At 49.3% G+C, this 14,578-nt stretch carries 16 protein-coding genes; 11 read left to right on the top strand and 5 right to left on the bottom strand.

What is annotated here, in order from left to right:
- Positions 1-7 precede the first annotated feature (7 nt).
- From TH3_RS21420 to TH3_RS21460, 9 genes are all read left to right on the top strand, one after another.
- Positions 8-2,479, top strand: coding sequence for a hypothetical protein (locus TH3_RS21420; RefSeq protein ID WP_007091747.1), 2,472 nt, complete (start codon positions 8-10; stop codon positions 2,477-2,479).
- Positions 2,480-2,572: 93 nt separating this feature from the next.
- Positions 2,573-3,022 (top strand): hypothetical protein, encoded by a 450-nt coding sequence (locus TH3_RS21425; RefSeq protein WP_007091748.1) that lies wholly within the window; start codon positions 2,573-2,575, stop codon positions 3,020-3,022.
- Positions 3,023-3,077: 55 nt separating this feature from the next.
- On the top strand, positions 3,078-5,525 hold the full coding sequence (locus TH3_RS21430) for a type IA DNA topoisomerase (protein ID WP_007091749.1): 2,448 nt from the start codon (positions 3,078-3,080) through the stop codon (positions 5,523-5,525).
- Between the two features lie 140 nt (positions 5,526-5,665).
- On the top strand, positions 5,666-6,340 hold the full coding sequence (locus TH3_RS21435) for a hypothetical protein (protein WP_040109937.1): 675 nt from the start codon (positions 5,666-5,668) through the stop codon (positions 6,338-6,340).
- Between the two features lie 2 nt (positions 6,341-6,342).
- Entirely contained in the window at positions 6,343-6,696 is a 354-nt protein-coding gene (locus TH3_RS21440) for a hypothetical protein (RefSeq protein ID WP_076519586.1), read from the top strand.
- 13 nt (positions 6,697-6,709) lie between these two features.
- Positions 6,710-7,042, top strand: coding sequence for a hypothetical protein (locus tag TH3_RS21445; protein ID WP_007091752.1), 333 nt, complete (start codon positions 6,710-6,712; stop codon positions 7,040-7,042).
- Between the two features lie 99 nt (positions 7,043-7,141).
- Positions 7,142-8,356 carry a hypothetical protein gene (locus tag TH3_RS21450; protein ID WP_139328215.1) on the top strand — a complete coding sequence of 405 codons (1,215 nt, stop codon included), beginning with the start codon at positions 7,142-7,144 and terminating at the stop codon, positions 8,354-8,356.
- 155 nt (positions 8,357-8,511) lie between these two features.
- Positions 8,512-8,730, top strand: a complete 219-nt coding sequence (locus TH3_RS21455) for a hypothetical protein (RefSeq protein WP_139328216.1) — start codon at positions 8,512-8,514, stop codon at positions 8,728-8,730.
- Positions 8,731-8,767: 37 nt separating this feature from the next.
- Complete coding sequence (locus TH3_RS21460; protein WP_007091755.1) at positions 8,768-9,526, top strand: nucleotidyl transferase AbiEii/AbiGii toxin family protein; 759 nt, start codon at positions 8,768-8,770, stop codon at positions 9,524-9,526.
- Between the two features lie 49 nt (positions 9,527-9,575).
- On the opposite strand, the gene TH3_RS21465 is transcribed toward TH3_RS21460, so the two are convergent.
- On the bottom strand, positions 9,576-10,178 hold the full coding sequence (locus tag TH3_RS21465) for a hypothetical protein (RefSeq protein WP_007091756.1): 603 nt from the start codon (positions 10,176-10,178) through the stop codon (positions 9,576-9,578).
- A 160-nt stretch (positions 10,179-10,338) separates the two neighbouring features.
- Between TH3_RS21465 and TH3_RS21470 the strand changes: the two genes are divergently transcribed.
- Entirely contained in the window at positions 10,339-10,713 is a 375-nt protein-coding gene (locus TH3_RS21470) for a hypothetical protein (protein WP_007091757.1), read from the top strand.
- A 124-nt stretch (positions 10,714-10,837) separates the two neighbouring features.
- Positions 10,838-11,020 carry a hypothetical protein gene (locus TH3_RS21475; RefSeq protein ID WP_007091758.1) on the top strand — a complete coding sequence of 61 codons (183 nt, stop codon included), beginning with the start codon at positions 10,838-10,840 and terminating at the stop codon, positions 11,018-11,020.
- A gap of 184 nt (positions 11,021-11,204) precedes the next feature.
- On the opposite strand, the gene TH3_RS21480 is transcribed toward TH3_RS21475, so the two are convergent.
- The 4 genes from TH3_RS21480 to TH3_RS21495 all read right to left on the bottom strand — a co-directional run bounded on the left by TH3_RS21480 (position 11,205) and on the right by TH3_RS21495 (position 14,323).
- The gene (locus TH3_RS21480) at positions 11,205-12,314 is read right to left on the bottom strand and encodes a competence protein CoiA family protein (protein ID WP_139328217.1); all 1,110 of its coding nucleotides are present in this window, start codon (positions 12,312-12,314) and stop codon (positions 11,205-11,207) included.
- Between the two features lie 319 nt (positions 12,315-12,633).
- Positions 12,634-12,960 carry a hypothetical protein gene (locus TH3_RS21485; protein WP_007091760.1) on the bottom strand — a complete coding sequence of 109 codons (327 nt, stop codon included), beginning with the start codon at positions 12,958-12,960 and terminating at the stop codon, positions 12,634-12,636.
- A 410-nt stretch (positions 12,961-13,370) separates the two neighbouring features.
- The gene (locus tag TH3_RS22750; RefSeq protein WP_167710610.1) at positions 13,371-13,925 is read right to left on the bottom strand and encodes an RES family NAD+ phosphorylase; all 555 of its coding nucleotides are present in this window, start codon (positions 13,923-13,925) and stop codon (positions 13,371-13,373) included.
- Entirely contained in the window at positions 13,922-14,323 is a 402-nt protein-coding gene (locus TH3_RS21495; RefSeq protein ID WP_007091762.1) for an antitoxin Xre/MbcA/ParS toxin-binding domain-containing protein, read from the bottom strand. Before TH3_RS21495 ends, TH3_RS22750 begins: the two co-directional genes overlap by 4 nt.
- Positions 14,324-14,578: the final 255 nt, after the last annotated feature.

Raw genomic sequence — 14,578 nt, forward strand, 5'->3', positions numbered from 1 at the left:
GGGAAGAATGGATCAGGAATTTCTCAAACAGCAACTCGATACCTATAGCCGCGTTCACCAAGTAGTTCCGATCGAGACTGGATTGATTAAGGGTGTGGCCTGGACAACCGGGCCCATCCTTGGTGGGGGGAGGTTTGAGTTTTTAATTAAGCAGAACCGTAATCATGCCACTCTCAATGCAGATGATGGTTTTGGCTTTCTTTTCGCTGGAAAAGTGCGTCTGCTTGCGTCGGCCGACGGGACACTTGGGACAGCAGAAATCACCCATGCAACGCGGTTGATCAGCATAGCTTCCTCAGATTGGCTTGATGGAACTTATGACAACCATGAAAACAACGCTGTGGTATTTGATACCTGTCTCAGGAATAAGTTGACGACACTCGGAATATTCGACCCGGCCACCACCAATAAGTCACCTTCGGCCCGAATTTATGCTGAAAGCGCAAATCATTTTCTGGATCAACTGAAACTTGCAGGCCGGATGCGAGGTATTGCAATTCCGGAAAGCACGATAGCATCTTTAAGCGAACGGTTCCCAACACTCGAAAGACAAAGGTTCGGTCGCGCCGGCCTGAACGAAATCGTGGCTGAAATCCCAATCGATCTTGTTGATGCATTACGGTCCACATCAACAATCACTGGTGACATTTGGCAGTACTACACCAAGAACACCGAAACGGGCGTTCGACGGAGGCAGGCGGCAAAATCATTTCCATTGCTCGCAAGCCGGCTGGCTGAGAACCATCGGATAAGCATCCAAAAAGCGATTGAAAATGGGGAGCCTCTTGCGCCGGTTATCCAGGATCGCCTGGGGTTGTCTAAACCCATTGTAAAACGGCTTCCCAAGCTGGTGTGGGATACCCATCCGATTGGTACAGAAGAAGCACTCAAAGCTTTAAACGCATGCCCACCAGATTGGACACCAAAAACCGAACAGGATTGGCGTTCATTTTGTGAAGTCGTTTCTTTCGCGAACTATATTCAGCGACTGACGGGCATTTCTTTCTTTGCTTTGGTAAAAAACTCCAGAGGGAAGTGGGGTGAAGTGGTTTCCAAAGCAGTTCAACAACTGCCGTCCGTTGCCGCGGGACCGAATGACAATGAATTGACGAGTACCGCTCGTGCTGCAGCGCAGGAACGGCTTCTCCATAACACTGAAGCACGCGCACAGGCCTTTGGACAGATTTTTCATATCTTGAACACACAGATAGGCAATCTGCATCGTTCACTCGTGCTTCCTGTTATTGCCCACCAGGCTAAAATTGGTTTCCAGGATTTGATTGAAAGTTCAACGATAGAAGAATCAAAAACTATTGCCGGGCATATGCTCTTCGAAGGGAAGTCTATTCCCGATATTGTCGAAGCAGCCCGCCGTTGGTCCTACCGCGAAACCCTTATCCTCGAAGCTCTGAATTTGGACAGAATAGAAGCTGCAGAAGCAGAACGACGCACAAATGAAATGTTGGATCAGATCGCCGATCTCAGGGGGCGCTACCGCGAGCATGATCGATATGAGGCATTGCAGGCAGGACTGAACGCGATTGACGCAAAAGCCTTGGATTTGAAATGGCCGTGCTTCTTTGGTGGTCGAAAATTCATTGCTTCAAATGGATATGAGATTATCTGCATGACCTCTTCACGGGAATTAATGGAAGAGAGTGACGGATCCGCGAGCGCCAGAGGTCTTGGTCATTGTGTTGGCCAACATAATGAACAGGTAGCGCCAAGCATAGCTGGCCATAGTTACAATACCTCCGCGCTACTTGGTAAGATTGCCTTGTTGTCAATTCGCAAGCCCAATGCTGACGGCACTTTTGAACGTAAAGCCACGCTTGAAGTTGCACTGGAAAGTATTGATGGCAGCCTTCACCGATATGCTGACTTCAGGGACTATCATTTTGGCAATTTGCACCCTGATGAGGATCGCTATCCTATTGTTCAGTTTCAGGGAAGATCCCGTGGAGTTTCCGACAATACGACCCAAGCACTCGATGAGCTGAAGCGAGCCGTAAAGCTTGGACAATTCATTCCCAACTACATGAACAATCACACGGAAGCCGTTTCAGCTTGGAAAGCGCTTGGTCAGGAGCGCATTGATATTGCCAGCCAGGCCCGAGCCGCATCCGAAGAAATTCGAAAAATGATCAGCGAGCTTGAGGGCCAAGTCTATCAAGCCAATCATGCACCACGAGAATACGATAGGGGGCTGGTTGGTCGGATTTGCGGCTATGACTGGTCTTCCGATGAAAACATTGTTCGTATTTGGAAAGTTTGGGCTGACCCACATCAGAGTGAGAATGGAGACACGGCACCTGCATTGTTGAGCAGCAAATGGCGAAACATGGGGTTGGAGCGTTTTGCAAACGGTGACCCAGTAATGAACAGCGCAGCCCATCTGAACCCCTACATACGCAAGGAGCAAAGTCGGACGGTAGCGCCTATCGTTGCTGAGGCTCCAGAAGCAAATCTGTCAATGTGACTGCGACAAAAATAATGCGCCCTGGGAAAGGCTACATCTGTAAAATGTAGTCATCACATGACGCACGAACCTTAGAACGAACATGAGATTTCAATGAAAAACCTGACGATCGAAGATATCACCCTCGACACAGCTTCAGCTTCCGGTTTTTTGAACTGGCTATCACAGGAGATTCCCGGTCCGCTCCTGACTACGAACGGTGATCTGCTTGCGGCCGAGGGTCATGCGGCATTGCCCCATGATGACATTGTCAATTGTCCATCTTTGCGCGAGTGGACCATCAATCCCACAGCACAATCAATCTCACTGACAATATATAAGCGGTCATCGAGCGAAACGATCAATCCAACTAAGGACATTCTGCTTAGCTTGGGTATTGAATTGGACAAAAGCGGAGAGACCAAACCCGTTTTTGGCTTTTTCATCTCACCTGATCTCACGAAGGACATGGAATCCTCGGCCCAAACATTCTCCCGCCTTCTTCCTGGTGCGGTTGACCTGATAGACGCAGCTGCACGCGAAGAAACGGACGTCTTTGCTTGAGCTCGGCGCCCTCAAAATGAATGCGGGTTAAACCGTAACGCAACAGGAACACATAATGAGCTCGATTGTCATCTGCGAAAAGCCGAGTCAGAAAGCAAAAATTGAAAAAGCCGTAGGTGAGACATATGGCCGGGTGTACGCGGCGCGAGGGCACCTTTTACGCTTGGCAGAACCTGAAGAGGTCAACCCTTCATGGGCAAAATGGTCAACTGATCTCTTGTATCCGGAAAATGGTGAGTATCCGCGAGTACCCTCCAGAGACAAAGATCATCAGGAACGCTTGGCCCGGATCAAACACGCACTCGCTGCAGTCAACTTGGTCTATCTTGCCACTGACTCCGACAGGGAAGGGCAGCTTATCGGCGAAGAAATTCTTCAATACTGTCGCTTCAGAGGCAGGGTCGCTCGGATCATTTTCAATGCTGAAGACCCCTCAACGCTCCAAGCCGCCTTCAACGCCCCACGTGAGAATATTGAATTCCAGGGTCTGTATTTTTCTGCGTTCGCGAGACAGCAGGCTGATCAGGTTTTCAATCTCAGCATCACACGGGCGTGGACATGCATAAACCAAAGTCGGGGAGGGTATGGGGTGGTTGGTGCCGGTCGGGTAAAGACACCCACCATGGCGATCGTATGTGCCCGAGAACTCGAAATTAGAAATTTTGTGCCAAAACAGTATTTTGATTTCAGCGGGAAATTCGATACCGAATACGGCAGCTGCGTTCTGAACCTGACGCCAAATGCCGAAGCTCGCATTTTTGACCATGAGACGGCTAAAGCAATTCAAGCCGCTGTCTTGGGATGGACGGGACCGTTAACCGTTGCCACAACGCGCAAAACACAGTCTCCACCCGATTTATTTACGATGGCCTCCTTACAAAAGGAGTCCTCACGGAAATTCAAGTGGGGCGCCCAAAAAACGCTGGATGTTGCGCAGGTACTTTATGACGCGGATTTGATTACATATCCTCGCGCCTCGGGGAAGTGGCTGCCTGAAATCGAAATACCGAATATGCCTCGTTTGCTTGAGCACATGAAATCGATGCTCGACGGTTCAACGCTTCCTGTTCTGTCGGGGCTGCAATCGCCAGTCATCCGCAAGGGTAAATCCGGACACTTCAGTGACAAGGATCTCAAGGGAGGAAACCATTCGCATCATGCAATTATTCCCAACCTAAACACAGCAAGTGACTGGCGGGCAAAACTTGCTCATCTCAACGCCGATGAGCTTCAGCTGTTCAATCTGATAATGAACCGTACTCTTCAGGCGCTGATGCCCGACCATGTCTATAACAGCACCAAAATTGACGCGAGTGTATCGATATCATCGTCGCAGTTTCCGCTTACATTCAAGCGGACTGGCACTGCTATTGTATCACTTGGCTGGCGCGAGATTGGTGTCCAAGTTGGCAGTTCATCGAAATCTATTCCCCGAGAGATTGGACGCCTAGAAAATAGCGCTGACAACGAGGATGACGATGAAGAGATCGTGAACCTTCCACCAATCCCGGATAAGGCCATTGCACGGCTTGATCAGGCGAATATCCTGGCAAAAACAACAACCCCACCCAAACGGTTATCTGAAGGCGACTTGGTCGACGACATGATTAACGCTTGGCGGTTTGTGCAAAATCCGGAAAAGCAGGAACGGCTGAAGCTGACGAACGGCATCGGAACAGAAGCCACGCGCGGTCAAATCATCGAGGGCCTCAAAGAGCAGAAATACCTTACTGAGAAAAAAGGCCTGCTACATGCCACGGATGAAGCCCTGCGAATGTTCGACTTTCTTCGAAAGGTTAGTCCTCACATTCTGTCACCCGGCTTGACGGCGGAATGGGAGGAAATGTTCGAGGAAATCGTCCGCAGAAATCGCCAGTATAAGCAAGTTGTTGAAGCAATCGCGGGGACAGCAGGTCGAATTATTGAGATATCCCTGGATAAGATGAAAAATGCTGAACCACTTAGGCTCGGCGCCGCTCCGGTCGTAGATCCGAAAATATTGCAGCGGGCTAAAGACCTATCTTTCCGAACAGGTGTACCCTTGCCGGCAGGTGCTGAAACGAACGCCCATCTTTTGATTGGGTTTCTCCGCGCGAACGACGATCGGGAAAAAAATGAATTCGGTGGTTTTGTCCCAAGCGAGAAGGCACTGCAATATGCAGAAAAGCTCGCACAATGGCTTTCAACCTCCATCCCTGACAAAGCACGCAGAGATGCGAGCGCTTTGAATGACTGGATCAATCTGAACAAGCGAGCAGCAGAAGAAGCAGCACCCACGATAGCTCCAAGTCCAAAACAGTTGGACCTGATAAGAAAAATCGCGGAACGAAATGGCATTCAGATACCGCTCGACGTAATTGCCGATGCACGAGCTGCAAGCGCCTGGATCGATAAAAATATGTTCAAAGCCCCCGTCAAAAAGCGTAGCAATTCCTCAGGGTCGAGCCGTAAGGGGCGAACCCCAAGCTCTATGCGAAGATCGTTTCAGAAAACTTTCAGCTGATACCAACATCCAAAAAGTCACATTGGTTTCCACATTTTGTGTATTTTGGATTTTGGTAACGGCGATCCTTGTTAGGATCAGGTATTGAATGTCCGCATTTCTCCATTTTTGTATCGCGGAAAGCTTTGTATGAGGCCGAAATGAATAGCATTAACACACCCGACAATCGGCATGAGCTGACACTGGACATTTTTGCGGATCCGGGTAACTCTTGGATACAGCTTTCCAGTGACGATGTTGATTTAATCGCCGAACGCTTGGGTGTTGCTTCGGCCATCGTTCTGCTCGACGTATGTGAGGGCGAAGCTCACCATCCATTTGACGCGCGTATGCGTCCTGGCAAGGTGTATTTCGATGAAATATCCGGGCAATACGCACGCGTTGCAAAGATTTGTCACGACGCTGGGTTTTCAATTGATTATCGGACAATCGAGCATCCAGTTTCCCCGGTCCGGAATTTTCTTCCATTCGAGGTGGATGGCTTTATAGCTGGCCTGGGTGATCGCCTTATCGAGGTAGAGGGACACCCCACGCCTTTCCAGATTCGGGGTGTCAGCGAGGTTGTTGAGGCAGAAGTGATTAGCGCTTCCGGTAAACCTGTAATGCAACCTGTCAGTGGATATGCCCTTGAGGTTGTTTACCGGGACCGGCCGGCCATTATCAGCTGCGAAAATCAGGGCCATCTGGTGAACCTGATCCCACTACATCCCGACCTGTCACCAACACAGCAGGCGGTAAATCATCTGCAATCCGAAGCAGCTTCACCGCGCGAACAGCGGGACAGTCCTGAAACAGGGCCAAGTATGGAGCCATGACCATGATCAATCAGGCCGATAATGTCGGCAAGCCCGTCAAGGTGATGGCCATCTTTCCCTCAAGAAGGGCAAGCAAAGTTGAGATGCGTGAACTGGCCACACTGATCAAGCCCTCGCTTCTTGGTGCCACTGATATCTGCGTGCGGATCGCAAAAGATGATCCTCACGCAGATTTTTTGACAACTTGCACGCAGCGCTGGGGGACACCGCGGCTTCATCTTGACCGGTCTGAAATGCTGGACGGGGCAACACATGTCGTCTGCTTCTCCCAAAACGGCAGCCTCGAATTTAAGGGCATTATCGACAAATGCAGCAAAAGGCAGATCAGTTTAATGGATCTCCGCTATTCGGTCTAATGGGAGAGGCAAAATGAAAAATCATAACGTCGATCTGATAATCAAAGCAGGAGCAGACGGACACCCTGGCAAGGCATTCCTCATGTTCGAACGGACCGGAGTAACTGGAGAAGCCGCCAATAAAATCGATGCGCCATTGAAGCTTTCTGTGCATCGAAAAACCGGTATCGCAAGAATTCATGGGCACGATCAGTCGCCAACGGAAGCCCCCCTTGCATCCTTCTCTGGAACTCAAGGCTTTCTATCTGACATCAATCAATTTGACTTTGTCAGGGTGATGGATGTTGCGCAGCAGCTTGCCTTTCTGTGTTCAGTCGAAATCGATTCAGGAATTTCCAAGGATTAGATCCGGCTTGGTCGGCTGCAAACGTCGAATAGCCATGTAATGAATACCCGAAACAGGAAATCTTCCATCTGACCAGACTGGAAGGCGAGGAGACCAAGAATGGCAAGTGAACATCCCTCAGCAGCAGGAGCTTCCAATGAAGCACACTCCCTGTATCTGGACTGCATGAATGAGGTATTCGATGGCGGGCCGATTTTACATGTTATAGCAGCGGATGATCTGGGGATGACGCCATCCAATTCGCAAAGACGGCCATTTCGTGCTGCCGCCCTGGCACTTGCAGCCAGCATGGCATACAGCGTCCCAACGGCATCTTTTGCTGGCGAAGAAATCGATACAGATCAGGTCGCCCGAATGATGTTAACTGTCTCGCAGATGGAGAAAACCTATCTCGAAGACTTCCAGTCTGTTCTCCCTGGTATTCAAGTCAATCTTGATTATCGCCCGGGAATTTCCGCAACAGCTGTGACAATGAGCCATATGTTGGTCCAGACGGAAATGACCAGCGCCGTAACCCCGCTTGCGGTAGATGCCGGCGATCGGAGCTGCACCGTTATCTCGACCGCAATTGACAAAACAATGAGCGAAGTTGTGCGTGCTGCGGGTCAACCAATCGATCTGGCAGCTGTCGGCCGAGCCACCCGGGACACTCTGGCCGAGAACATTTATGGATGCCTAAAGCAGGCCGTTGCGTTGCTCAACCATGAAACCAGCATGGACCTTCCTGAATACATCGAGGACGCCAGTGAATATGCTGATTTGGGCATTGGCGATATTGAAGCCGCCATTGGTGGAGCCTACCTGACCAGAACTGTTTTCCCTGACGATTCTTATCAGCGTCTTGGATCTTCTAATCCGGATCCGTTCACTGAAATCGCAAATGGCATGTCAAATGCTCTTTCCGAACGTATGTTGGACTATACCTATGCTGGAGGCCTCGGTCCGGAAGCATGGGGCGAAATTGTCCGCGCATCTCAAAACATTGCAATCACCCTGGCATATCCGTTGAAATATGGAGTTGAAATGCAGGGGCTCGATCTTGATCGCATCTCCAAGGCTATTGCAGCAGATCCCTGGGCAACACGCGGAAGTGAAGATATCGCTCTTTTGATTGAGTCGATGCGGAATGACTTTAGGCTCCCTCATCGTCTTGCAGAAGAAGCCCTTGATCAACTCAGCCAACCAATTGAGAGTATGCCGGCCGCCGAGCTTTATGGTGAAAGCATCAGCATTGAACTGAATGCTGATCAGGGCGATCCAAGAAACAGCAGACAACTTGTTGCCAACTCCCGGGACTTTGACCCCGAACCGTGATCCTATCGATCAGTGGTGCAGGTCAACAATATTGAATTTTCCCGCGTTTTAGGGTATACCAAAGCGTATTGTAAGCCATGTCGAAACAGACAATGAATACCGCTATGATTGCGACCAACCGTGCAAGCAGGGATACCCGTGTGGATTATCCATTCTTGACTGCCCTAAAGTGGCAGGGTGATCGCGCACGCCATCTCACCGAAGAAGAACAGATTCATCTCTACGAGAGAGAGTGGCGTTTGGTCGACGTTCTTGCGACGCCAGACACAAAGGAACTTCACCATATCAAAGCTATCGCGATGAAACATCATTCATGGCTGGTAGGTGAATGTGACAAGCGGATCGCGCTCAATACCGATATTGCGACTGTTTAAGCTCCCCGAAATAATAGCAGTTTGGAAGGGCACGAGCATGCCTGAGACTTACCGGTATGAGCGCCACAATCAGGTGGCGGATATTCTCAACGCGCTTGACGCAAAATTCCTAACAGAAAACAAGATTATGTTTGCCGGGGGTACTTTGCTCTCGATGACAATGGGTGAGTACCGTCGTTCGGATGATATAGACTTCATTGTCATGCAAGGAAGCCAGGCGCTAAAGAACTTGCGAACCTTGCTTGACGAGACACTCGCACCACTATTTCCAACGATACCCATCGGGATGAAGTTTGGACCGCTACAGCGCGATCAGTATGGCTTTAAGGGAAGCGTGCAAGTTGGTGAAACAACCCCAATCAAATTTGAGATTTTTGTAGAAGGCCGCATACCTGACCTTGGAGAGCCCAATTTTTATAAGGGCATCAAAGTTCCTGCATTGAACCGCAACGATCTTGCGGTGCAGAAGCTATTGGCTAATGGCGATCGCTTCTTCGTCCCTGTTACGGCTCATAGGGATGTATATGATTTGGCGATGCTGGCCTATTTCGGGTTTGACCTACCAGCCGAAATCGCACGAGCGGAAGTGACATACACTGTTGAAAAAGAACTCCGAAAGGCGCTCGATAAAGTCGTAGATGCCGAGGTTAGAAAAAAAGATTTCAAAACTTTGGAAATTCAGCCTGAAGCCGAACCATTAATAGAAAAAGGTTTGAATAGCCTGAGAAGAGATCTTGGCATGAACGCCATGCCTGAAGCGCACGACAACTCCCCGAGTATCAATGAGCCATTTTGATAGACGGGGAGGGTGATTATCTTAAGCCTGCAAACTTGTGGCGTCGCACCTATTTTAACAGGCCATCAGGCAGAAGTGCCGGCTGACCTTCTATCAAGTCGTTAAATGCTTCAACGCAGCTATCTATAGTTGACTGGCTTTGGTCGTCCTGAAACCAACGGGCCACGAGCGCGTAAACCGGCTCTAAATATATAGCTTGCAAAATCAAGCACAACAAATTGACAGAGCCACGAAGCATTAGGGGATTGCAGGTATTCTTCTGAATAATAGAGTGGGCACGCGACTGCGTCTCAAAGGTGGGATATTCTCCTCCAATCGATGATCCCATCGCAATCTGGGTCAGATACCCGATCCTTTCAGCCCTGATCGCTTTTATCTCACGGTCTGTAAACGGATGTTCAAAAAATAGAGCACCGATGCTCAACCCACATGACAACACAGTCACAATAGCACCTTGCAATCTCCACCGACCGATAAGGAAAGAAGCGGCACCGATCGTCGCCCCAAGTGCGGTAACAAAAGTAGCTAGAGCCGTCAAATACACCCCGTTGATGAGGTCTAAAGCGGTAAAATATATACCGGAGAGCCCGACAACAAAAATTATTGCCACGCTGCAGGGAGCGACCCAGGCCGAGAGATTGAAACGTTGCAATCTATTATACCTATTCGGATTTTAGGGACTAAGCCCCTTAGAAAATTATGTAGAAGGTTTATTGAAACTGTTTTTTATAACAATTGCCCTTATGTCATTCCAAGCTGTTGTGCCGCAATGTCAATCCTCGCAGGATAATAATCGAGTAGAAGGCCATTAAATGCTAAAGTCTTTGATCATGACCGCCATGTTGGTTAATCCGGATCCCGCATATAAACTGATCTCGCTACCAAATGCCTGTAAGCTGGTGGCAGGCGCCATAGCCGGGGCGGGCCCTAATTCCATTAACGCAGCCGCGGCCCTTTTCCAAAGCAAAGACAGTTCCGGATCACGTGAAAAGCAGATCATCGCTATGATCCGGGAGCAACGTGTCTGGATAACTGAAACCGAACAAACGGTGTTCCTCCTGGATGTGCCGAGCAATAGTCACGAGCTCGACGAGATCATCAAGGTCCGTTCAAAACCGGAGGTCGAACCGCTTGCAACGTCGACAGGCAAGGTCTTTTACGTGTTTGTTGGGCAACTCGTCTGCTGAGCCACATTTTACTTGGCCCTCGCTGGCCGTTAATCCCTGATGTTTAGAATCTCGACCTGACAGGCAGCAACAAGACCTGCGGGGGGAGATTTCATGTTCAAAATCAAGACAACAGGGAAATTATATGCATTCTGAACATAACAATGCTGAGCATACCAGACTGCAAAAGTTCTTCGATGAGCTTGCAGAAGAACTTTCAAAGCTGGGACCCGACCCTGTCTACAAAGAGATCCAGCTCTATTTAAATGCAGCGCACCAAGCGCTGCGTTCAAAAATAGGCCCGCAAAAGAAATCCGTTAAGGGTTGACGTGACATGGATGCGAGCAGGGAAGGGCCGCACTCCGGTCCTTCCTCATTATTTCTGGAAAGAACGGTGGCTCAGCCAGCCCTCTTAGCGGAGGCAATCCGATCATAAACAAAAGAAACGCCTGAAATCACATGTCAGACCATTGAATGACTAGGGCCAGTAGACGGCTCCGCACTGAGTGGCTTTAATGGTCAACGTGCATCCACGATGGTAACGCACCATAGTGAGACAGGAAATTATGGATCAATGGATCGAAAACCTCCGCGACAAAGTGCTTCAGTGTCCGCTCCTCCGGGCTATCTACAGCAAGGCTATCTGAACTCAATGCTACAGTATGGCGCTCTTTGCATTTTGGTGTGAGTTTGTTTTTTTGATCAGTTGCAACTAACACTCGCTCGATGAACTGAGCCACAGGCCAATTTGCTTCATCATTATAAAGCTGGTTGATTGTCCAAGAAAGGTTAACTTGCTTGCCGTAAAAGCCTAGTGGCTTGTTCGCGCCGTGCGAAATTACTCCGAATACTACTGCCAGCAATTTCAATTGGCGTAGGGCACTATCGCTGCGCATGTTGTGCGGTATCATCCATGAGAGGCGCAAAAGTTCTTCTTCCAGCAGGCCCGACAGCGGTTGCTCCATCATGCTTCTCAGTATTTGTTTTCGTCTGTCCTGGCATGATTGCCGTATCGCCGGAGTAATTTTGTCTGAATAGTATGGCAGCCCTTTAGAGGGAAACGTCAGATCATCAATCTTAACCAGTTGACCGGACGAGAACCCATCTCCTTCACGCTCAAAGCATTTAAGGATCAGCGTTTTTTCTCGGCGAGAAGCTTCGCAGCTTTCTGCATCGATAAGGAATGCATTCTCACGGTGCTCCCGTATCACATCGATGAAGCTTTGAGGGAGAGCGCCGTGCTTCATATCGGTGCCATAGAGCACCCAGATAATAGGGATTTTTTCACGGTCGTAATGAAAAGATCGGGCTACAATTTCCGTTTGGAACGTTTTTGATAGTTGTAATTCAAGTACGAACCGCTTTTCACCCCAGTCAACATAGACGTCAGGAAACTTGCCATGGGCAGTTGAAGTTGGTGGAAGGTACTCTTCAACACGAACATCCAAGCATCTCTTATCTAAGCTTGCCAACTCGCTGAGTGTCGCGCACAACCGCTCGTGCGTCGGGGATACCTGCCTCCCCTGATATTGCAGAGCACGTGCTTGGTTAGGGGTCATTGGAGATTCGGTTGCCCAAGCGCACCAGTGATCCATTCCTCCAAAGTGGGCATAACCAGGCATCGTTCCGGATCTGCTCGGAATGGCCCGGATGAATACGGGCTGATCACACATCATGCATCTGGCCTCGTACCCGTCCGGATCATTATGTTGTCGCTTCGCCGTAATGCGTGCGCGAAGATCACCCCAAACCTCTGGGCGCATAGCCATAAGGTCGCTCACCGACACAGGGCCAACACCTTTATCAAAGTGAGCTATCTTTATTTGGCGCTTTCGTTTTTCGTTTATGGCTGATTTCTCATCATTCTATTGCGAGTTAAGTCATCTTCAGCAAAGCCTAGATCATTGGACTTAGACATGTCCAATCTGCACTCCATTTCCCTTACTTGGAAAAGTATTCCTGCCAGTTCTTAAATAGATTATCGGGGTCCGAGATGATGAGTTTCTCTACCTGATAGGCCCGTGCCGTTTGCTGAACTTGAGCAAAGGCCTTTTCAACGGGCACACCATAATCACTTTGAAGGAATGTCGCGGACTTTGCCTCCGAATCAATAAAAGCAGGTGCATTCAAATAGCCGAAAATGTCTCCAGTACCTCTCGGGCTCGGGTAGACGACAAACACAAATTCCCCATCACTTGGCTCAACTCGCTCTTTAGTATGCGTTATCAGCATCACTTGTCCTTTGCCTCGTATTCCAGTCTGCAGCATTGAATTCAGCCCCACCAAGCAATAATAACCTCATGTGATTGCAATGTATCGCGTTATGGTCAAGTTCATTTGAGATTCCTTTGCCGCTTAGTATGCTCAAAAAATCTTGGCCCAAGCTTTTGATATACATCTGCGCGAAGGATCTTTTTGGATTGCGGCGGAGCCAGTTCAGTAATAGTGCATATCCCGCAGCTGTTGGCCGTTCTCCCGCACCGATTAAACCAAGCCTGACAAGCCGCGTCTTGGTCCCAGTATCTGGCAGTCCAGTAATGATGCCTTCTGAAGAAAACACCGCAAGCCCTTCCCATTCCTCACGGGTGAGAAGATCATAAAGCTGATCTGATGACGGGCGCCGATTTATTGTAATTGGCCAGGTATCGGCTTATCTCCCCATCTCTGGGGAATTTATACTATTTCCAGCTATCTTGGTTTTTAGGCAACGCGCCGTGTGGATCATATACGACAATCCTGTTTGGCGCTGCGTCTGACCAATCCCATAATACCAGGTTTACATTTTCCGTAGTTGCGTGCGGAGCGAAGCTATTGACCAGAATGCCTTGGATACCCTGGCTTTTCAGGTCATCCGCAATTTCCCAACTAGGCGGGGTTTGATTCTTCATCTTCATTGCTCGCCACGGGCAATTAAGATCTGAGTTGGAAATGCCTAGTTGATTGCAAACATCGGGAGACGTCAGGTCCAGTATTTTATCAAAATCTGTCTCGTAACAGCAAAGAGTGGTAGGCACTATTTTGGGAAGCATACCTTGCGCTGCTTCCAACACAGCCGTCTGGATGGCCGTCGAGGTATATAATGCGCCTTCTTTCGGACGATTGAACCGCCCGCCATGAAGTTTTGCCCCATCACCCGAAGTTGGTCCCCATGACCATTGGGGACTGTTAAGTCGATATACCGTCTCCTTGAAAGCACTACATAAGGTCAATGCGCTTGGCAAAGGCAATATCACGCATAACCTCCGCCAGCGACTTCCTCCAGATAGTTGATCACAGCGTCCGCATTCCCGGATTTAACCAACTGCTCTGCAGTCTGCCCACCAAATCCCGGAAGTTCCTGTGAGCGATACCATGCCCATGCTGCTGGAGCAGACCCCATCCAAGGCAACACTCGATTAAGGATCTGGATCAACTGAGACAACCTTAACTGAGTACGGGGGCTTACAAGCCGGTTTTTTTTGGAGATCGCATCTCGCTGAAGACCAACGGCCGGAGCAATGTCTTTTTTGGTAAGATGCAAGGCAGTCGTTAGAAACTCTATGCGAACGACGCCATTCTTCTCAAAGGCTTGCTGAAGGAATCCCTTTTCTCGATTGTCTTCCAAATAGCCTAGCATTTCCGTGCTGGTCATGACTGTGCCTCTCATTTTGACCCAAAAGTGGGGTATTACGTGAGTAATATAGTGGCTCAGTTGTCGAGAGGCAAGAAGGTGAGGAGAAACTTGATTAAATTCAGGAACAGAGAAGGGCCACACCATCCAAGATGCCCTTCACTGACTGTCCCTTAATTGGAATGGTTGGCCACGCGATAGCCTGAAACAGATCGGTAACAACGATTGCGTCCTGCCCCAAGTGGGGGGCGTGAACAGTGGTACGTACCCTTGGTG

It is taken from the genome of Thalassospira xiamenensis M-5 = DSM 17429 (assembly GCF_000300235.2).
GTDB lineage: Bacteria > Pseudomonadota > Alphaproteobacteria > Rhodospirillales > Thalassospiraceae > Thalassospira > Thalassospira xiamenensis.